The sequence below is a fragment of the Roseateles sp. GW821-FHT09G03 genome (genome assembly GCF_059416045.1).
Window position 1 is genome coordinate 160,916 of the sequence record NZ_JBWKOK010000010.1, and the last position, 19,088, is coordinate 180,003.

Consider the following 19,088-nt stretch of genomic DNA (forward strand, 5'->3'; position numbering starts at 1 on the left):
TCGAAGGAGTGGCACTGATGAACGATCTCTGGAAACAGTTCGAGGACTGGCTCGCCGACAACTGGCCCGAAGGGCTGGAGTCCCTCAACCCGCCCGCGACGGACGAGGAGATCTCCGCGCTGGAGCAGGCGCTCGGCGCTCGACTCCCTCAGGACTTCATCGACTGCCTGAAGGTCCACAACGGGCAATCGGACTCGGCCGGCGGGCTCTTCGACAACGCCGATTTCCTGTCCACCGAAGCCATCCTCGACGAATGGACGGTCTGGAAGGAGTTGCTCGAATCGGGCGACTTCGACGGCATCGAGTCCGAGCCCGAAGAGGGCGTGCGCAGCGATTGGTGGAACGCGCTCTGGATCCCTTTCACCTACAACGGCGCAGGCGATCACTATTGCCTCGACCTCGCGCCGGATGAGGGTGGAGAAGTCGGCCAGGTGATCACGATGTGGCACGACTCGAGCGAGAGAGAGATCCTTGCGAAGAGCTTCGGAGCGTGGCTGAGGCAGTACGTCTCGGCCGTCTTGGCCGGCGAGTACGTGTACTCGGACGACTACGGTGGTCTGGTGCCCAAGGACGACGCCTGACGCTTCTAACGGGTCGCATGGAAACCCGCAAGGACGCGGAAGGCTTCCACGCGCCGGTCAGCTTCGACGAGGTCATCTTGCCCAGCGAGGACTCGCCATCCGGATGGCGTCGCCGTGGTGTCCTACTAAGTCGGGCGTGCCGGGTCTGAGGTGATACAAGCTCTCCATCGCTCCGCCCAGGCAGTGCCCCAGGCACCGAATCTGCCGCCCCGTCGCCGATGCCCTTGATCTCCTCACCGAGTCCTTCCGACCCTCGCGCCGCCGACCTGCGCCGCATGAAGCGGGTGGCGCTCGGCTGCCTGCTGGCCTCGCTCGCCGGCTTGATCGTCAGTCTCGTGATGGGCGCGCAGGGCCCGTGGGCCTGGCTCAAGGCCTTCTGCGAGGCCGCCGCCATCGGCGGCCTGGCCGACTGGTTCGCCGTGGTCGCGCTGTTCCGCCACCCGCTCGGGCTGCCGATCCCGCACACCGCGCTCATCCCGCAGGGCAAGCACCGCATCGCCGACAGCCTCGCCGAGTTCGTCCGCGACAACTTCCTCCACCCCGAGGTCCTGCTTCAGAAGCTGGAGATCCTCAATCCCGCCGAACGCCTCGGCCAATGGCTGCGCGAGCCCGTCAACCTCGCGCAGGTCACCGGCTCCGTGCGCACCATGGCCGTCGAGGCGCTCTCGCTGCTCAACGAGCAGGCCGTGCGCCGCGCCATCGGCGAGTTCCTGGTCGCCCGCGCGCTGTCCTGGAACGCGACCGGCACGGCCGCCTCGGTCCTGGACGTGCTGACCAAGTCCGGCCGCCATCAGGACGTGCTCGACGGCGCGCTGTCCAAGCTCCGCGACTACCTCTCCACGCCCGAGGTGAGGGCGCTCGTCGCCGCGCGGCTGGTGAAGTTCGCCAGCACCCAATGGCCGAAGGCGATCAAGCTCGTCGACACCATCGCCAACGTCGACAAGATGGCCGACAGCCTGTCCGACAAGCTCGCGCTGCAGTTGGTGGAGGAAGTGCAGACGGCGCTCTCGCAGCCCGACCACTCGGTGCGTCGCCAGTTCGACGATTGGATCCACGAGTTCATCGAGCGCTTGCGCCACGACCCCGAGTTCGCGAGCGAGGTCAACGCGATGAAGGACCGCGTCGTGCAGAGCGACGACGTGCGCGCCTACCTCGACGGCGTGTGGACTGAGGTCCGCGCCACCATCGAGCAGGACCTGCGCCGTGACGACTCCGTGCTGATGCGGCATCTGGACCAGTCGCTGGCAGCGCTCGGCGACCGGCTGAGCCGCGATCCGGCGCTCGTGCAGGCGATCAACGAGCATGTGCTGTCCGCTGCCGGCCGCATGGTCGGCAGCATGCGCGAAGGCATCACGCGCCACATCGCCTCGACCGTCAAGGATTGGGATGACCGCAGCCTTGTGCGGCAGATCGAGCTCAGCGTCGGCCGCGACCTGCAGTTCATCCGCTTGAACGGCACGCTGGTGGGCGGCGTCATCGGGCTGCTGCTGTATGCGGTGACGATCCTGGCACAGCGCTGAAGGTAGTCGGTCGACGGACGAATCGACGATGATCGTTGTTCAATAAACATCGTTCGTTGTACATTGAGCATCGACTGTGGCCTAATCAACAACATCGATCTCCAAGCGTTTTCTGCGATGAACACGGCATTGATGAACGAGCTTGTGGGCGGCGCGGGACGCTACCGCGCGCTTCGTTGCCTCTATGAACAGCCCGAACGCGAATTCGGCACACGCGAGCTGGCGGCCGCTGCCGAGATCGATGCGGGCAATGCGTCGCGTTGGCTCCGCCGCTGGGCGGAGGTCGGCCTGGTCGATCGCAAGGCCGTTCGGGGTCTGCCGGTCTTTCAGGCCTCCACCGATCCCGCGCTTTCTCCGCTGCGCGCGCTGGTGATGCAGGACAGCGTACTTGTCCGGGTCATGCGGGAGCATCTCGCGTCCATCAAAGGACAGGTGGAAGTTGCTGCGCTATTTGGGTCAGCGGCACGCGCAGACATGCATTCCGACAGCGATGTTGATCTTCTCGTGTTGACCGCCGACCTCTCGCGCCTTCAAGCTCAGGCTCACTTCAAACCAGCCGGGCGCGCGCTGAAGCGGGCCGTCAACGTGCTGGTCTACACGCCCGAGGACTGGCGGCAGGCACGCGAAGATCGCAACCCCTTTGTGCTCGACATCCTCGGTCATCCGACCATCGAGCTCAAAGGATCGCTGCATGCTCCGTAAGCCAGAGGATTTCTACAAGGAAGGCAGCAAGGTCTTCCGCAAGGCACCGTTCAACGTCAGTTCCATCAAGGGCTGGGTCACGATCTCCGAGGGCAAGGTCGCTGACTCGCTTCGTGCGGAGAACTCCAGCACGACACGGCTCGGCGCCGCCTACGACGCGATCCTCAACCTGAGCTTTGCGTTGCTGTGTTCCAAGGGATGGCGCTGCACCTCCGCAGACGGTCATCACGTCCAGGCGCTGGAAGCGGCTTGCGCTTACGCTGGGTTGTCATCGAATGTCTTCGACCAACTCGATGCCATCCGTGATCTGCGGAACGACCAGTATCAAGGCGTCCCCGCGACATCGAAGGATGTCGACGAGGCGCTGGCGCTGATGGAGCGCATCGTCCCGGAGTTGTTGTCGCTGCTTGCGGTGAAGCCGTAGCGGCACCGCTCCGACCGCACGTAGACTCCGGCGTCTCCTGCACTTCCCGGAATCTCACCATGCCCCGTTACGTCGCCTTCCTCCGCGGTGTCAGCCCGATGAACGCCAGGATGCCGGACCTGATCCGCGCGTTCGAGGCCGCCGGCTTCACGCGGGTGAAGACGGTGATCTCCAGCGGCAACGTGGTGTTCAATCATGACGGCGCGCCGGTCGATGAACTCGAACGCATCGCCGAGCAGGCGATGACCGACACGCTGGGCAAGACCTTCGGCACCACCGTGCGGCCGGTCGAGCACCTGGCGCGCCTCGTCGACGCCGACCACCACGACGCGTTCAACCCGCCGGCCGCGGCCAAGCGCCTGATCACCTTCCTCAAGAGACCGCACGAGGGTCAGGTCTCGCTGCCGCTGGAAGGCGAGGGCGCCGCGATCTGCAAGCTCGACGGCGTCGAGGTCTACAGCCACTACCTGCCCAACGACAAGGGCCCGCTGTTCATGACGATGCTGGAGAAGACCTTCGGCAAGCAGATCACGACGCGCACCGTGGACACGGTGCGCAAGTGCATCAAGGCCTGAGGCATCAAGGCTGGCGGGGCGCCGGGCTCACGACAGCACGTTGTAGAGCCGTAGGATCCACCACTGCTGCACCGCCAGCGCGACCAGCACCAGCGCCCACTGGAAGCGCCGGCTGGTGACCAGCGCCGCGACGCCGCACAGCACGATCGCCGCGGCCGTCTTCACGGCGTAGGCCGTCCCCAGTTCCTGCAGGTGCGCCGTGCCCTTGAGCCCGCTGTCCGCCACGTCCAGCAGCAGCGTGAACGCCAGGATCCCGAAGAACCAGCGTCTGCGCGACATGAAGTAATCGCGGTAGCCGGCGTACTCGGCGATGTCGTCGGGGAAGAGGATCGCGCACAGCAGGTACAGCACCGCGCTGTAGCCGACCACGAACACGAACTGCATGAAGTGCCACGGGCCGACGCGACTGAGCGCGAACTCCCACCACCAGAAGTGGATCAGGGTCACCAGCATGTAGAGCACCCACAGCAGGTGGACGCCGTCGACCTTCAGCCGGCCCGGGTGCTGCACGAACTTCGCCAGCCCCGACAGCAGCCGCGCGATCGACAGGCTGACCACCATGCTCAGCACCATCCGGATGTGGATGAACTGGGTGGGATCGATCGCGGCGTGGTCCATCGGTCGGGCTCCTGGCGCGGCGCCGGGTTGCGGCGCCATCGAGGGCAATCGAAGGCAGTTGAGCGGACCGGCGGCTTCAGTCCTTCAGTCGCGCCGGTTCACACGCATGATGCGCCTCAGGCGACGCACGCCCGGTTCTTGCCGGTGCGCTTGGCCTCGTAGAGCGCTTCGTCGGCGCGGTCCAGCGCCTGCTCCATCGTCTCTCCCGCGCGGAACAGCGTCACGCCCGCCGAGAACGTGACGAAGACGTCGCGCCCCTCGTGCATGAACAGGCTGGCCGACAGCGATCGCTGCAGCCGCAGCAGTACCGCCTGCGCCTCGTCGAGCGGCGCCTCGGGCAGGATCAGCACGAACTCCTCGCCGCCCCAGCGTCCGACCTTGTCGCCAGGCCGCAGCAGCCCCGACACCCGCGACGCCAGCGCCTTCAGCGCCTCGTCGCCGGCCGCGTGGCCGAGGTTGTCGTTGAGCTTCTTGAAGTTGTCGATGTCCAGCAGCGCCAGCGCCAGCGGCTTGGGATCGCGGTCGAGCTTGGCCCGCTCGGTCTCGAAAGTCGCGATCAGGCCGCGACGGTTGGCCACCTGCGTGAGCTGGTCGGTCTGGACCTCGCTGGACAGACGGCGCAATTCGCCTTCCAGTTGCTCGACGCGACTGGCGAGCTGCGTCGCGCGGTCGTGTTCGTCGCGCAGTCGGCCTTGCGTGTTCTGCACCAGCGACTGCACGCTGCGGCTTTCCTCGACCATCTCGCGCACCACGCCCGCCAGGCTCTCCAGCGAGTCCGCCTGCTCGATCACAGTGGCGTACTTGCCGACGCTGTCGCTGAAGCGGTCGGTGTGCTGGCCGAGCTCGCCGAGCTCCTGCAGCATCCGGTTGATCAGGCCCTTCAGCGCGTCGCGGGCGCGGCTGCGCTCCTCGCGCAGGCTGTGCTGGCGCTCGCGCGTGCCGTGCAGCAGCTCGCTGACCGAGCGCACGCTGCGCGCCGTCAGGCCCTGCGCCAGCGTCTGGCTCATCGCCTCGCACTGGCCTTGCGCCCAGGAATCGTCCTCGGCGAGGTCGGTCAGGCTGCCGGTCAGCTCGCCGCAGAGCTTGCCGAGCTCGGTGAACGCGTGATTGCGGTGGTCCAGCCAGCGGCGCGCGCGGATGCACAGCGCATCCATCTGCGCTGCGCGCTCGGGCGTCGCGCCGTCGCGGATGAGCTCCGCGTGCGCCACGCCGAGTTCGTCGATGAGTTCCTGCGCCCGCGCGTCGTCCGAGCGCAGCGCATGGCGCACGGTGCCGTTCAGGTGCGTGCCGACTTCCGGCCACGATTGCAGGCCGGGGCTGGCGTCGCCCATCAGCGTGTCGAGCGAGCCGTAACGCGCCGGCTCGGACGCCTCCGCGGGCGCTTGCGCGGCTTCCTCTTCGCTGAAGAACTGCGTCGGCGTGCCGGTCCGTTCGCCGTCGTCTTCCTCCTCGACGCCATCCAGCGGCGCCGGCTGTGTTTCCACGCGCGAGTCGCTGACGTCGGTATCCCAGCTCGCGACTAGCTGCTTCAAGCGCAGGGTCAGTCGTTGCGGGTCGCTGCGGTTGCTCTGCAACACGCGCAGCACGCCGTCCTTCTTGCGCGCCAGCGTCCATTGCCGGCCGCCGCGTTCCAGGCCGCGCATCATCCGCTCGATCAGTTGGGCGAGCTGCTCGGCCTGCGCGCCGGGGCCATGCGTCTGCTGCAGCGCTTCCAGCGCGCGCTGGAGCTCGTCCCACTTGCCTTCTCGCACCTGCGTCGCGAAGCCCTGGCGCTGCTGCGGATCGGGCACGGCCAGACCCAGCAGCCTTGCCACGGACGCCTGCGCGCGTTCGGGCAACTGCATGCTCGCGGCGCCGCGGGCGGGCTCTCCGGACTCCTGCGCGTAGGCGCGGGCGTAGTTCTCGGGGGTGGGTTCCAGCTTGTCCAGCGCCAGCCGGCGCAGGGCCGCTTTTGCCAGGAGAGCGGGGGGCTGCTGCGGCATCGGTCGGGACTCGGTGAATGCGGGGAGGGGCGCTGACGCTCGCGGCCGGAACCGGGCTCAGCGGGTCGGAATGTCTTCGCCGGCGTCGGACGTCGGCAGGATCCAGGGGGCCTTGCGCGGCAGCACGGTCTGCGCGAGCCAGCGCTCCAGGTCGTCCGGCGGCAGCGGCTTGCTGAACAGGAAACCCTGCATCAGGCTGCAGTCCAGGCGTCTGAGCACTTCCATCTGCCGCAGCGTCTCGACGCCCTCGGCGATGACCTGCAGCCCCAGCGAACGCGCCAGCGCGATGATCGCGGTGACCACCGCCGAGCTCTGCGGCGTGATGCCCAGGTCTCGGACGAAGCTGCGGTCGATCTTCACTTCGGAGATCGGCAGCGTCGTCAGATACGCCAGCGACGAGTAGCCCGTGCCGAAGTCGTCGATCGAGATCTCGACGCCGACCTCGTTGAGCCGGTGCAGCGACGGGATCACGCTCTGCAGGTCCTTCATCAGGCCGGTCTCGGTGATCTCGAGCTGGATCGCGCGGTGCGGCACGCCCCACTGGCTGACGAACTGGTGGATGTGCTCGACCAGGTCCGAGCGCTCGAACAGCCGGTTGGGCAGGTTCACCGCGATCGATTCGCTGAAGCCGAAGTTCAGTTGCCAGACCTTGGCCTGGCGCGCGGCCTCGCGCAGCGCCCATTCGGACAGCGGCACGATCAGGCCGGTTTCCTCGGCCAGCGGGATGAAGTCGCCCGGCGGCACCAGCGTGTTGCCGCGGCGCCAGCGCATCAGCGCCTCGGCGCCGACCATGCGGGCGGTGCGGACGTCGATCTTGGGTTGGTAATGGAGCACCAGCTCGTCACGCTCGATCGCCTTGTGCAGCGCGGATTCGAGCTCGAGCTTCTCGCGCCCGCGGCCCGCCAGCATCGGCGAGTACAGCGCCGACGCGTTGCGGCCCTGGTTCTTGACCGCGTACATCGCGACGTCGGCGTTGCGCAGCAGGTCGGCCATCGTCAGGCCGTCGCGCGGGTAGAGCGAGATGCCCACCGACGCGGTCACGAAGCATTCCTGGCCGGCGATGAAGATGGGCTCGCGCAGGGCTTCCAGCACGCGCTCGGCGACCCGTTCGGCGTCGCTCTCGTCGCCGACCTCGGGCAGCAGCGCGACGAACTCGTCGCCGCCCAGGCGGCCCACCGCCTCCAGCGTGCGGTGGGAGCGCGTGCCGACCGATTCCAGCATGCCTTCCATCACCTGGTCGCTGTGGCGCACGCAGGAGCGCAGGCGGCGGCCGACTTCCATCAGCAGGTCGTCGCCGGCGGCGTGGCCCAGCGTGTCGTTGATGACCTTGAAGCGGTCCAGGTCGATCAGCAGCAGGCCGACCTCATGGCCCATGCGACGGCCGGCCTCGATGGCGCGCTCGGCGCGCCACATCAGCTGGCGGCGGTTCGGCAGGCCGGTCAGCGCGTCGAAGTTGGCCAGCTCGCGGATGCGGTCCTCGGCCATGCGGCGGTCGGTCACGTCCTGGATGACGCCGGTGTAGCCGCAGGCGTTGCCGTGTTCGTTGAACTCGGGCTCGGCCTCGATGTGGATGACGCGCTTGCGGCCGTCCAGCAGCGTGAAGGGCAGGTCGGTCACCAGGACCGAGTTGTGGGCGACCACGTCGCGCAGCAGGCGCATGAAGAGCAGGCGTTCCTCGCGCGGCACCATGCGCATCACGCCGATGAAGTCCAGCGGATCGATGGGGCCGCGGCCGAAGACGCGCAGCGCCTCGTTGGCCAGCTTGAAGCCGTGGCCGGTCTGCCATTCGAAGCTGCCCATGCGGGCCAGGTCTTGCGCGCGGGCCAGCTTGGACTTGCTGCGCTCGAGCTCCTGGCGCGTGCGCGAGCTGCGCAGCATGTAGCGCAGCCGGCCGGCCAGCAGCCGCCATTGGGTGGACTTGACGAAGAAGTCGGTCGCGCCGGCCTGGTAGGCGCGGTTGATCGAGGCCTCGTCGTCGAGGCCGGTCAGCATCAGGATGGGCGCGTTCTCGAAGCCGGGCAGGTTGCGCAGCCGCTCGCAGGTCTCGAAGCCGTCCAGTTCCGGCATCAGCGCGTCCAGCACGATCAGCTCGGGCGTCCATTGCGTGACCAGCTGCAGCGCCTGCAGCCCGCCGGTCAGCGCGGTGACCTCGAAGCCGTGTTCCTGCAGCGCCGCCTCGATCAGCATCAGGTTGACCGGGTCGTCGTCCACCAGCAGGACGCGCGGTCGTTCGATCAGGTCACCTTCCATCACGACGCGGCTCATCGTGAGGGTTGCACCAGTTGCTGCATAGCGAGGCGGGCGGCGGCGATGTCGTCGAGCACGGTCCCGACCAGGTCGGCGAGGCCGTCCTCGCGGCCGGCGCGGGCGAGGCTTTCGATCTCGGCGCAGCGTTGCGACAGCACCGTCGCGCCCAGGCTGGCCGCGGCCGACTTCAAGGTGTGCGCCACATGGCGCAGCGCGTTCAGGTCGCGCGGCGCGTCGCGGCCTTGGGCCAGCACCTGCTCCTGCTGGTCCAGCGATTTCAGGAAGGCGGCCACGACACGCTCCAGCAGGTGGTTCACGCCCGACGGGTCCAACTCGCGCAGACGGGCGAGGGCCTGGTCGTCCAGCACGGCGGGTTCGGGCTGCGTCCGGGAAGGCATGGTCGTGGCGTAGTCTGGTGACATCTTCTGATCATGGCGCCGCGGGCGGTTCCACGCGGAGTTGCAGACCATTGTCGTTCACCGCAAGGATGCAAGCGCGCGAAAAAGCAGTCAATTCAGGTGTTCTTGGAGAGGCCGCTCGGGGTAAGTCCTGGGGTGGGTGTCGCATCCATGCCGCCTGATGCGAAGCGCCGGGGAGCCGCGCCCCGCGTTCGAGGCCCGGGGGCCAGCAGTTGCCTGCCTACAATGGTCCGCATGAACAGGTTGGGGGAAGCCGCCGCGCGCCGACGGCCATGGAAGGGAGCCGCGCTGGCCTTGGGGCTGGCGGTCGTGGTCCTGCTCCTGCTGTTGGCGCTCAACCTCGAGCCCACCGGCCCCGGCCTGGTGCTGACCGCCGTGATGGCGGGCGCCGCGCTGATGATCTTCGTGGCCGCGCTGACCTGGCACCTGGCGGTGCGGCTGGCGCGGGCGCAGTTCGGCGAGCTGCTGAGAGAGAGCCGGCAGCAGGCGGTCTCGCTGACCCAGCTGCAGCCGGACTGGCTCTGGCAGACCGATGCGCAGCATCACCTCGTCCGCTGGCAGGCGCCGCAGGGCGCGCCGGCGTCGAGCTGGGCCGGCACGGCCATGAATGGCTCGGTGACGCAGCGCTTGTGGGAACGCTTTCAGCCATTGCCTGTGCTCGCCGGTGGAACGGACGATGCGACGACCGAGGCGGCCCCCCTCGATGTGCGCAGTCACGTGGAACCGGGTCAGGGCTTTGACCGCCTGCGCGTGATCGACGGCCAGGGCCGCCGGTGGGAGCTGCGCGGGCAGCCGACGACGGACGCGGCGGGCCGGTTCGCCGGGTATCTCGGCGCGGCGCGCGTGCTCGACGAAGCGCCGACGACGTCTCCGGCCGGTGCGGCGCTTTCAGCCCCTTCGGCCGATATCGCGGCGGCTGCTTCCACCGACTGGCTGCAGGCGCTGCCCGGCCCGGCCTGGCTGCTGAGTGACAGAGCCGGCGCGGGCGACGTCGCCGCTGGCAATGCCGGTGGCAGTGCGGCCGGCGGGTCTGGCGCATCCACGCGCCTGATCGATTTCAACGAAGCCGCCGCGCAGATGATGGGCGGCTCGGAAGCGCGGGGTCAACTCTGGCGTGCCTGCGAGGAAAGATTGCCCGAGGAGCTCCGCCAGGCGCTGGCGCAGCCCGATCTGCAATCCGGCAGCGCGTGCGGCGCGTGGTGGTTGTGCCTGACGGCGCTCCCCCACGGCGGCGGCACGCTGCTGAGCCTGTGGCCGCAGGGCGCGGTCGAGACCGTGCCGGCGGCGCTCGCCATGCAGGCCGCGGAGCAGGCGCGGGCGGACCAGGCCTCGTTCAGCTACACCGTGTCGCACGACCTGCGTGCGCCGCTGCGCGTGGTCGAGGGCTTCACCCGCATCCTCAAGGAAGACTACGGCCGGCTGCTGGACCGCGCCGGCAACGACCACCTGGACCGGGTGCTCGGCGCGTCGACGCGGATGCACAGCATGATCGACTCGCTGCTGGCGCTGTCGCATCTCTCATCGCAGGCATTGCGGCATGAGACGGTGGACCTGTCGCTGCTGGCGTCGCAGGTGGTGGACGAACTGCGCCGCGGGGCGCCGACCCGCGCGGTCGATGCCCAGGTGCAATCGGGCCTGCGCGTGCAGGGCGATCCGACGCTGCTGCGGATGGTGCTGGAGAACCTGCTCGGCAACGCCTGGAAGTACAGCGGCAAGCGCGAGCACGCCGAAATCCGCTTCGAATCCGAGCAGCGCCAGGGCGAGCGGGTGTTCGTCGTCACCGACAACGGCGCCGGCTTCGACATGCGTTTCGCGGACCGCCTCTTCGGCGTGTTCCAGCGCCTGCACAGCGCGAGCGACTTCCAGGGCACCGGCGTGGGCTTGGCCTCGGCGCGGCGCATCGTGCGCCGGCACGGCGGCGACATCTGGGCCGAGTCGGAGATCGGGCAGGGCGCCCGGTTCTACTTCACCTTGCCGAACTGAGCGGCGCCTGCGCCGCGTCGGCCGGCGCGGCCAATCGAGCCGCCGGCCGGCTCAACTCCCGAGCGCGAGCTGCTCGACGGCCTCGACGATGCGTCGGGCCTGTTCCCCGGTCTCGATCGACTGCTCCGCGGCCATGCGTTCCAGCCGCGACAGCGCCTGCGCGCGGGTCAGCGAGTAGCGGTGCATCAGCACGCCCAAGGCCATCGCCTCGATCACTTCGAGGGATGCGCTGGTCTCGACGGCCGGCGCCGGCGGGGCCGCGACGGTCCGCGCCGGCCGGTTGGCGAAGGCGGCCTCGACGGCGGGGACGATCTGGTGGATGTCCAGCGGCTTGACGAGGTAGGCGAGGGCGCCGAGTTCCTTCACCTTGGCGATCGTGGCCTCGTCGGCGAAGGCCGAGAGGAACATGAAGGGCAGCTGCAGGTAGTCGCGCAGGTAGCCGGCGACGTCGAAGCCGGTCATGCCCTCCATGCGGATGTCGAGCAGCGCGAGGTCGGGCCGGTGCTGGCGGGCGATGAGGATCGCGTCGTCGCCGTTGTCGGCGTCGAGCACCTCGTAGCCGGCCTGAGCCAGGCCGTGCGTCAGGGTGGCGAGCACCAGCCGGTCGTCGTCCACGACCAGGATACGGCCCTTGCCGCTCGCGCCCACATCCTTGCTCACGCCATCCAAGCTGCTCACGCTGCTCCCGAATCCAAGGCAACCCCGATCAACGGGGGACTGGAGATTGTCACCGAAATGCCGCGGACGGGTCCGCCGGGACCGGGCCCCGGTTTCGGGTGGTCACAAGTGACCCCGCAGCCCGTCTGCGGCGCTGCTGTCGGGGTGGGAATTGGGAATGCGCTGAACGTGACGCCTAGAGCGCCTCCAGCAACTGCACCCCGGGCGGCCACAGGCTGAGCTCGCACACCACCTGATCGCCGTCCTGCGTGAGCCCGAGCAGCGCGCTGCGCCGCGGCAGCAGCGCGCGCACCAGTCCCAGGCCCGACACGCCGCCGCGCACCTGTGCGAGGTCGAAGCCCGCCGGCAGCTTCCCCTGGTTGATGATGCGCAGCACCACCTGCTCGGGATCGAAGCGCAGTTCGCAGCGCACCGGCGTCTCGCCGCCATGCTTCACCGCGTTGGTGAACAGCTCGTTGAGCGTCAGCGCGATCGGGATCGCCTCGGCTTCGGGCAGGCCCCAGCGGTGCGACTGCTCGGCCATCGCGCCGTCGATGTCGACCAGGATCTCGCGCCCGAACATCCGCTGCACCGAGCCCATCACCGCCTCGACCACCTTGCGCAGCCGCAGCGGTCCGGACATGCCCACCTGCAGTCCGTAGACCTGCGCGATCGCCTGCACCTGGCCGACGGCTTCGTTGATCACCGTCCGCACCTCGGGCCGCCGCGCCGCGATCTGCTGCAGCAGCCCGGCCACGCCCTGGAGGTTGTTCTTGATCCGGTGGTGGACCTCGCGCACCAGCAGCTCGCGCTGCGCGATCGCCGCCTCCAGCCGCGCCGCTTCCTGCGCGCGCTGCTGCGTCACGTCGGTGGCGACCAGCAGCAACTGCTCCGGCTCCAACTCGCCGCTCGCGTCGTTGACTCCGGCCAGATGCAGCAGACGCGCGTCCCAGACGCGCGCCTGTCCGCGCACGGTCAGCCGGTACTCGCGCTGCAGCACCTCGCTGCTCTGCAGCGCGAACTCCATGTCCGAGCGGATCGTTTCCGCCTCGTTGCCGCTGCCGAAGAGCGCTTCCAGGCTCGCGCCCAGCAGCTCTTCCTCCGGCCGGCCCGCCAGCGCCGCGGCGGCCTGGTTGATCTGCCGCACCTGCAGCGTGCGCGCGTCGTGCAAGCTGATGGCGATCGGCGCGGCCTCGATGATCCGGTGCAGCGAGGCTTGCGCCTGTTGGCTCTGCGCCTCGGCCTGGCGGCGGCGTTCGATGTCGAGCAGCGCGTAGGTGAGCTGACGCGAACTGTCCGGGCCGACCGTCGCCACGGCGTTGCCGACGACCCAGAACTCCCGTCCGTCGCGCGCGACGACGCGGCATTCAAAGGTCTCGGCCTGGCCTTCAGGCAGGTCGTCCAGGTAATGCGTCTGGCGGAACGGATGATCCGGCGCCTCCGTGGCGACGCTGCTGATCGGCTGCCCGGCGAATTCCGGCAGGTCACCGCCGAACATCCGCCGCGCCGAACGATTCATCCATTCGATGCCTTGCCGGCCCACCGTCACGATGCCGACCAGCACCGAATCGAGCACCGCGCGCTCGCGCTCCGTCTGCAGGTTCAGCGAATGCTGCAGCAGCTCGTTGCGCTCCTGCGCCTGCTGGTGGTCGGTGATGTCGACGGTCAGCACCGAGGTCGTCTTCTGGCCCGAGGCCAACTGGCCGATCTCGACCCGCGTCATCAGCCAGCGCAGCCCGTGCTCGGGATGGCGGACCGCGTAGCGCGCCACCGTCGGAGTCGCCTGCTTCAGCGCCTGCTGGAGCTTCTCGTATTCGGCGCGCGACTCGGGTTCGACCATGTCGCGGTTGACGCCCTGCAGCGCCGGCGCCGGTCGCATGCCCTCGTCGCCAGGGATCGGTGGCGGCGGCGGCGCGCCGGTGCCCGGGCGCGACCAGCCGCCTTCCGCCTGGAAGGTCGCCAGCCCCACGCCGGCCGTGTCCATCAGTGTCTGAAGCTGCTGCTGCGCGAGCTCCAGGTCCTGCTCCGCGCTGCGGTCCTCGAGCATCACCAGCGTACGCGGCCGTGTCCACGGCCCGATCAGCCGGCGTGCGCGCACGCGGATCCAGCGCCGGCGGTCGCCGGGCGGCGCGAGCAGGGCGTTGCGGTGCGTTTCCTGTCCGGACTCCGGCGCCTTCGCATGCAGCAGATCGCGCCACTCGGGCGGGAGCTCGTGCAGGCTGATCGGCATCTGCGGGCTCAGTCGTCGGCACAGCGCCGCGAACGCGCCGTTGAAGCGCAGCAGCAAACCCTGGTCGTCATGCATCAGCGCAGGCAGCGGACTGAGGTCGAGCCACTGGTCAATCTCCGACTGCATCCGGTCCGCGCGCTCCCGCGCCGCGAGCTCCGTGCTGTGGTCCTGCAGCAGCGCCAGACCCAATCCGCCGTCCAGCGGATGCACCCAGGCCTGCAGCAGATGATCACGGCCCTGGTCGTCGACCAGACGCAGCTCCTGCGCCTTGCCGCTGGGCAGCAGGCGCTCACCTTTCAGCGAGATCGCCCCCATCAGTCCCTGCAGCCGCGCGTTGGTCAGCAAGACCTGGCCCTTGGCGTCCAGCACGAAGGCCGGCCATGGGCCCTCCCACAATCCGGCAAGGAGGTCCGCCAGCGCCAGACCGCGTGCCGTCAGCAGCGCACGCAAGGCGTCGAGGTCAGGAGAGGCAAGGGGAAGTTGGGTGGACACGGGCCGAGTTTATGCCGGTGGGGAGCGCCTACCTGCAACGGTTTGAGCGTTGGCCGCCAGGTCGCAGGGCCTTGGCGTCAAGCGCCAAGACCCCGCGACCTGCCGTCCCCGACCAGCGTCTCACTTCCGAGGATTTGCCACCGAGGACCGCAATGAAAGAGGCCTCGCGGGTTGCCGCGAGGCCTCGTTGCGGTGAGCTCGATGCCCGTTGCTTATTCGAGTTGCGATGCCTTGTTCAGGGCGCGCAGCACGGCGCCATTCACTTCGTCCGGGCCGAGCATCAGCGTGTCGAGCGCGGCGCGGACGTCGAAGACCGACTCGTTCTCGATCGCCTGCACCAGGTCCAGGTAGCCCTTGTACGGACCGGTCTGCTCGACCAGCGCCTGGCGCACGCGCTCGGGCACCGGGATGGACTGCAGCAGCTTCTCGAAGGGCTGCTTCAGCATGTGATCCAGCAGCGAGAAGAGGCCGCAGATGAACATCTCGTCGCGGACTTCGGAGTCCGTCATGCTCTTGGCCAGTTCTTCCATCACCAGGCCGCGGCGCAACGCGCCGAACATCACCGGGCGCATCGCGTGGTCCTTGCTGGCGGTGGCCAGCAGCAGCGCCAGCCAGCGGCGCAGGCGCGCGTAACCCAGCAGCATGATGGCGTGACGGAACGACGACACCTCGACCGACAGGCCGAAGGCCGCGGAATTCATGTAGCGCAGCAGCTTGAAGGCCAGGCTCGGATCGCGCTTGAGCGTCTGCTCCAGGCGCTCGACATCCTCGCCCTGGTCGACGCGCGACATCAGCTCGACGATCACCTGCAGGTCGGCCTGCGAGTCGTTGCGGGCGGCCGGGGCAGCGGGGGCCTCGAACTCGCCGTGCACGGTCCAGCCCAGCACGCCGGCCGCGCCGGCATCCAGCGCCTGCTTGAAATCACCACCGTTGCGGGCGCCGGAGACCAGCACCGACTTGCCCGCCGGCAGCGGGCCGCCGCCGAGCTCCTGCAGGTCCAGCACCAGCTGCTTGAAGCCGGCCGCGTCGGAGCGGCCCTTCAGCAGCGCGCCGCGGGCCTGCGCCTGGGCGGCGAGGTCCGCGTCGGACAGCAGGAAGGCGGGGACTTCAATCTTGAAATTGCCCGGCAGCGCCGCGGCCAGCAGGCCCTTGAGCAGGCCCTCGTGCGCCACGTTCAGCAGCACCGCCTTGGTCGGGAAGGCCTCGGCCAGCGCGGTCAGCAACTCGCCCGCATCGGGCGTGACGTCGGGGCGAAGCGCGAACACCGTGATGCGGGTGGCCTCGATGTCGAAGGACTTGGAAACCAGGGGCGCGTACCCCAGGGCCACTTGGCCCAGCACGGCGTGTGTCGAGTTCATGCAGATCGGCGCATCAGGAGTTGATGTACTGGAACAGCGACATGCGCTGCACCATCGAGTAGGTCTTCAGCGCCGCATCGTAGCCCGTCTGCTGGTTCTGGAAGTCGGAAATGCCCTGGGTCATGTCCAGATCCTCTGCGGCAGACTGCTCAGCCTGGTTGTAAACCTTGAGCGTCTGCAGGCGGGACTCCGAACCGTCCAGGTTGTTCATCTGCTCGCCCACCTGGCTGCGCACGTTGGCGAGGTTGTTCATCACCGCGTCCAGGTCGCGCAGGTTCATCAGGTTGGACTGCGTGATCTCGGGGCCGGTGCGGCCCGTCGTCTTGAGCGATTCGATGGTGCGGTCCAGCACTTCGAAGAGCTTCAGGTCGGCCGTCGACGGCTTGACGGTGAAGGTGTCGCCGTCGGACGGCGCGCCCGCCACCGTCATCGCCATGCCGTCGAACTTGACGGTCTGGCCGGCGGCGTAGTTGTCGCTGGCGACGGGCACGTGGCCCTGGGATTCGTTGAAGACGGTGTAGGTCTGAGCCGGGGCGGTGCCGCTGACGACGATGCTGTAGCTGTCGCCGGTGACCAGCGCCGGATCGGTGACGCGGCCGGAGTCGATGTAGCCGGTCGAGGCCTTGCCGGTCAGCGCGTTGGGCGCGGGGCCGGTCTCGAAGGTGCCGTTGCCGCTGCGCGCCTGCTCCCAGGCCTGGCGGCCGTCGACGCTGAGCGGGTAGTTCTCGAGGTTGCCGGTGGTGACGCTGCCCGAGATGCCCTCGAAGCCGACGCCGCCGCCGATGCGGTTGCCCGCCGCGTCGCGCTGTACCGGGTTGTCGAGGAAGGGCACGCCCGAGGTGCCCTGGCCGGAGAAGAGGTAGCCGCCCGCGCCGTCGGTGCGGTTGGCGATCGACAGCAATTGGTCGCGCAGGCCCTGGACCTTGGTAGCCAGGCCCTGCCGCTCGGGATCGCTGTAGCTGGCGTTGCCGGCGGAGACCAGCGCCTCGCGGATCTGCTGCATCAGCTCGTTGGCATCGCCCAGTCCGCTTTCCGCCAGCGTCATGCTGTTGCGGCTGGCGTCCAGCGCGCGCTGGCTGGCGTCGACCTGGCCGAGCGAGGTGCGCGCGCGCTCGGCGCGGGCGGCGCCGGTGGGGTCGTCGCTGGCCTTCTCGACGCGCTTGCCGCTGGTCAGCCGCTGCTGCGCTTCCTGCATCTCCTGCTGGCGGCGCTGCAGCGTCGCGATGCTGGTGTCGAACATGTTGTTGGTCGAGAGTCGCATGGCTGCGTCCTTCAGGGTTCAGGCGATCGGTCGCGTATCGGGTGTCGCGGCCGCGTCAGCGGCCGACCACGCTCAGCAATTGGTCGAACAGGCTCTGCGCGGCCTGCAGCATCTTGGCGGCGGCCTGGTAGCCCTGCTGGAACTGCATCAGCTTGGCGGCCTCTTCGTCGAGGTTGACGCCGGCCTGGCTGGAGCGCGTCTGCTCGGTGTCCGAGGCCACGGTCGTGGAGACCTGCGCCAGGTAGTCCGCGCCCTGCACGCGGGAGCCGATGTCGGCCATCGCGGCGGCGTAGGCCTCGTTGACGGTCTGGCCGCGCGACAGCGTGCCGTCGACCTGCAGCTGCTTGCCCAGGAAGGGCTCGCTCTGCATCGCGAGGAAGGCCTTGGCGTTGCCGTTGTTGGTGGAGACGACGGCGTCGGAGACCTGCAGCGCGATCTTGTCGCCCTGGCGCGGCACGCCGTTCAGGCTCAGCTCGAAACCGAGGTCCACGCCGTTGGCCGGATCGTTGCCAATCTTGCCGCCGGCCTTCCAGGTCCCGCTGACCTGCGTGTTGTCCGACAGCGTGATCGTGTAGTTGATGCTGTTGTCGGCGTTGACGGCGCCGAACTCGACAGTCGCGGGCTGCTTGCTCTTGTCGAACTTGTCGTTGATCGCGTAGAGCGTGTCGACGGTCGCGGTGCCCTTGTTGTTGATGTCGGTCGTGCCGATGATCGGCGACGCCGCGGCCAGGCCCGCCGGATCGTCCAGCGCGCGCTTGAAGCTGCCCGCCGCGTTGGCCACCGGCTCCAGCAGGAAGCTGTCGCCCTGCTGCATGGTGCCGGTCGTCGACAGGCTGATGCCGTAGGCGGCCTTGATCTGGTCGTTGCTCATGATCGTCGGCTGGCCGCCCGGGCGCACCGCGATCTGGTAGCTGTCGGGCGTGCCGGTCGGGTCCGGCGTGACCGTGAACGACAGCGCCGGCACCAGCGAGCCGTCCGTGACGGTCGCGCTGAGCTTGGCGTCGCCCCGGTTAGTCGCCGCCGGCAGCACCGTCGGATTGGCGATCGTGAACAGCGGACCGCCGGCCTGCGCCTTCAGGTCGATGCCCAGGCTCTGCTGCTCGTTGACGCGCGTCGCGATCGCGGTCGCCATCTGGCCGAGCAGGTTGCGGGCGTCCTGCAGGTGGGTGTTCTGGTAACGCAGCATCGCCGTCAGCGAGCCGCCGGTCAGCGTGCTGTCGTCCAGCGCGCGGGTGCCGCTGGTGTCGGTGATGGAGAGCTGCGCGCGCGCGCCGTCGTACGGATCGGGCGTGACCGAGAGCTGCTGCGCCTGGCCGCCCAGCACCAGCACCTGGCCGCCGCCGATGAACACGCCGGTCGTGCCGTCGCGGGCGTTGGGGACGGTGCTCACCTGCACGTACTGGCTGAGCTGCGAGATCAGCTGGTCGCGCTTGTCGAGCAGGTCATTGGGTGTGTGGCTGGTGCCGGCCGAGCGCGCGATCTGGTCGTTCGCGGCGGCGATCTGCTTGGCGAGTTCATTGACCTGCTTGACGTCGGCGTTCATGTCGCTGACGACGCCCGACTGCAGGTCGGCGAGCTGCTGGCCCGCGCTCTGGAACCGCGAGGCCAGCGCCTGCGCCTTGCCCAGCACGACCTGGCGCGCCGACGGATCGGACGGGCGGCTGGCCACGTCGACCAGCGCGTTCAGGAAGTCGTTGGCGGACTGGCCCAGGCCGTCGGAGCCGGTGGGGAAGAGCTTCTCCAGTTGCGCCAGCTGCGACTGCATCGTCGTGTCGGCGAAGGCCTGCGACTTGGCGGCCGCGGCCTCGCGGGTCAGGAACTCGTTGTGCGAGCGGGTCACCGTCTGCACGTTGACGCCCTTGCCGAAGTAGCCCGCGCCGGTGAACTGGCCCTCGGGCGTCGTCAGGACGACTTCCTGGCGGGAGTAGCCCTGCGTGTTCGCGTTGGCGATGTTCTGGCCGATGGTCTGCAGCGCCGCCTGGTTGGCGAACATGGCGCGCATGCCGAGCGACAGCAGCGGGGAGGTACTCATGTCGGGC

15 protein-coding genes are annotated in these 19,088 nt (G+C 68.9%); 6 read left to right on the top strand and 9 right to left on the bottom strand.

What is annotated here, in order from left to right:
• Window positions 1–17 precede the first annotated feature (17 nt).
• The 5 genes from AC07OZ_RS27460 (at window position 18) to AC07OZ_RS27480 (ending at window position 3,802) form a co-directional block, all read left to right on the top strand.
• The gene (locus AC07OZ_RS27460; protein WP_495470202.1) at window positions 18–581 is read left to right on the top strand and encodes an SMI1/KNR4 family protein; all 564 of its coding nucleotides are present in this window, start codon (window positions 18–20) and stop codon (window positions 579–581) included.
• Between the two features lie 275 nt (window positions 582–856).
• Window positions 857–2,101 carry a DUF445 domain-containing protein gene (locus tag AC07OZ_RS27465; protein WP_495470203.1) on the top strand — a complete coding sequence of 415 codons (1,245 nt, stop codon included), beginning with the start codon at window positions 857–859 and terminating at the stop codon, window positions 2,099–2,101.
• A gap of 117 nt (window positions 2,102–2,218) precedes the next feature.
• Window positions 2,219–2,803: a nucleotidyltransferase domain-containing protein gene (locus AC07OZ_RS27470; RefSeq protein WP_495470204.1), complete on the top strand. Its 585-nt coding sequence runs from the start codon at window positions 2,219–2,221 to the stop codon at window positions 2,801–2,803.
• Window positions 2,793–3,227, top strand: coding sequence for a hypothetical protein (locus tag AC07OZ_RS27475; protein WP_495470205.1), 435 nt, complete (start codon window positions 2,793–2,795; stop codon window positions 3,225–3,227). The genes AC07OZ_RS27470 and AC07OZ_RS27475 overlap by 11 nt, the downstream gene beginning before the upstream one ends.
• A gap of 59 nt (window positions 3,228–3,286) precedes the next feature.
• The gene (locus AC07OZ_RS27480) at window positions 3,287–3,802 is read left to right on the top strand and encodes a DUF1697 domain-containing protein (protein WP_495470206.1); all 516 of its coding nucleotides are present in this window, start codon (window positions 3,287–3,289) and stop codon (window positions 3,800–3,802) included.
• Window positions 3,803–3,829: 27 nt separating this feature from the next.
• Here the strand turns inward: AC07OZ_RS27480 and AC07OZ_RS27485 are convergent, their stop codons facing one another.
• The 4 genes from AC07OZ_RS27485 to AC07OZ_RS27500 form a co-directional block, all read right to left on the bottom strand.
• Window positions 3,830–4,420: a hypothetical protein gene (locus AC07OZ_RS27485; RefSeq protein WP_495470207.1), complete on the bottom strand. Its 591-nt coding sequence runs from the start codon at window positions 4,418–4,420 to the stop codon at window positions 3,830–3,832.
• A 116-nt stretch (window positions 4,421–4,536) separates the two neighbouring features.
• Window positions 4,537–6,402 carry a GGDEF domain-containing protein gene (locus AC07OZ_RS27490; protein ID WP_495470208.1) on the bottom strand — a complete coding sequence of 622 codons (1,866 nt, stop codon included), beginning with the start codon at window positions 6,400–6,402 and terminating at the stop codon, window positions 4,537–4,539.
• A 57-nt stretch (window positions 6,403–6,459) separates the two neighbouring features.
• Window positions 6,460–8,667: a putative bifunctional diguanylate cyclase/phosphodiesterase gene (locus tag AC07OZ_RS27495; protein WP_495470209.1), complete on the bottom strand. Its 2,208-nt coding sequence runs from the start codon at window positions 8,665–8,667 to the stop codon at window positions 6,460–6,462.
• Window positions 8,664–9,071, bottom strand: coding sequence for an Hpt domain-containing protein (locus AC07OZ_RS27500; protein ID WP_495470210.1), 408 nt, complete (start codon window positions 9,069–9,071; stop codon window positions 8,664–8,666). Before AC07OZ_RS27500 ends, AC07OZ_RS27495 begins: the two co-directional genes overlap by 4 nt.
• 231 nt (window positions 9,072–9,302) lie before the next feature.
• Between AC07OZ_RS27500 and AC07OZ_RS27505 the strand changes: the two genes are divergently transcribed.
• Window positions 9,303–11,051: a sensor histidine kinase gene (locus AC07OZ_RS27505; RefSeq protein ID WP_495470211.1), complete on the top strand. Its 1,749-nt coding sequence runs from the start codon at window positions 9,303–9,305 to the stop codon at window positions 11,049–11,051.
• A 51-nt stretch (window positions 11,052–11,102) separates the two neighbouring features.
• On the opposite strand, the gene AC07OZ_RS27510 is transcribed toward AC07OZ_RS27505, so the two are convergent.
• The 5 genes from AC07OZ_RS27510 to flgK form a co-directional block, all read right to left on the bottom strand.
• Complete coding sequence (locus AC07OZ_RS27510) at window positions 11,103–11,729, bottom strand: response regulator (RefSeq protein ID WP_495470212.1); 627 nt, start codon at window positions 11,727–11,729, stop codon at window positions 11,103–11,105.
• Between the two features lie 175 nt (window positions 11,730–11,904).
• Window positions 11,905–14,430, bottom strand: a complete 2,526-nt coding sequence (locus AC07OZ_RS27515) for a sensor histidine kinase (protein ID WP_495470213.1) — start codon at window positions 14,428–14,430, stop codon at window positions 11,905–11,907.
• A 212-nt stretch (window positions 14,431–14,642) separates the two neighbouring features.
• Entirely contained in the window at window positions 14,643–15,788 is a 1,146-nt protein-coding gene (locus AC07OZ_RS27520) for an EAL and HDOD domain-containing protein (RefSeq protein ID WP_495470214.1), read from the bottom strand.
• Window positions 15,789–15,801: 13 nt separating this feature from the next.
• On the bottom strand, window positions 15,802–17,049 hold the full coding sequence (flgL, locus tag AC07OZ_RS27525; RefSeq protein ID WP_495470215.1) for a flagellar hook-associated protein FlgL: 1,248 nt from the start codon (window positions 17,047–17,049) through the stop codon (window positions 15,802–15,804).
• Window positions 17,050–17,104: 55 nt separating this feature from the next.
• Window positions 17,105–19,081 (bottom strand): flagellar hook-associated protein FlgK, encoded by a 1,977-nt coding sequence (gene flgK / locus AC07OZ_RS27530; protein WP_495470216.1) that lies wholly within the window; start codon window positions 19,079–19,081, stop codon window positions 17,105–17,107.
• Between the last annotated feature and the right edge of the window lie 7 nt (window positions 19,082–19,088).

Excerpts from the sequence above, each read along its gene's own strand:
- AC07OZ_RS27460 (WP_495470202.1), top strand. The coding sequence starts at position 18 with ATGAACGATCTCTGGAAACAGTTCGAGGACTGGCTCGCCGACAACTGG.
- AC07OZ_RS27465 (WP_495470203.1), top strand. The coding sequence starts at position 857 with ATGAAGCGGGTGGCGCTCGGCTGCCTGCTGGCCTCGCTCGCCGGCTTG.
- AC07OZ_RS27470 (WP_495470204.1), top strand. The coding sequence starts at position 2,219 with ATGAACACGGCATTGATGAACGAGCTTGTGGGCGGCGCGGGACGCTAC.
- AC07OZ_RS27475 (WP_495470205.1), top strand. The coding sequence starts at position 2,793 with ATGCTCCGTAAGCCAGAGGATTTCTACAAGGAAGGCAGCAAGGTCTTC.
- AC07OZ_RS27480 (WP_495470206.1), top strand. The coding sequence starts at position 3,287 with ATGCCCCGTTACGTCGCCTTCCTCCGCGGTGTCAGCCCGATGAACGCC.
- AC07OZ_RS27485 (WP_495470207.1), bottom strand. The coding sequence starts at position 4,420 with ATGGACCACGCCGCGATCGATCCCACCCAGTTCATCCACATCCGGATG.
- AC07OZ_RS27490 (WP_495470208.1), bottom strand. The coding sequence starts at position 6,402 with ATGCCGCAGCAGCCCCCCGCTCTCCTGGCAAAAGCGGCCCTGCGCCGG.
- AC07OZ_RS27495 (WP_495470209.1), bottom strand. The coding sequence starts at position 8,667 with ATGAGCCGCGTCGTGATGGAAGGTGACCTGATCGAACGACCGCGCGTC.
- AC07OZ_RS27500 (WP_495470210.1), bottom strand. The coding sequence starts at position 9,071 with ATGTCACCAGACTACGCCACGACCATGCCTTCCCGGACGCAGCCCGAA.
- AC07OZ_RS27505 (WP_495470211.1), top strand. The coding sequence starts at position 9,303 with ATGAACAGGTTGGGGGAAGCCGCCGCGCGCCGACGGCCATGGAAGGGA.
- AC07OZ_RS27520 (WP_495470214.1), bottom strand. The coding sequence starts at position 15,788 with ATGAACTCGACACACGCCGTGCTGGGCCAAGTGGCCCTGGGGTACGCG.
- flgL (WP_495470215.1), bottom strand. The coding sequence starts at position 17,049 with ATGCGACTCTCGACCAACAACATGTTCGACACCAGCATCGCGACGCTG.
- flgK (WP_495470216.1), bottom strand. The coding sequence starts at position 19,081 with ATGAGTACCTCCCCGCTGCTGTCGCTCGGCATGCGCGCCATGTTCGCC.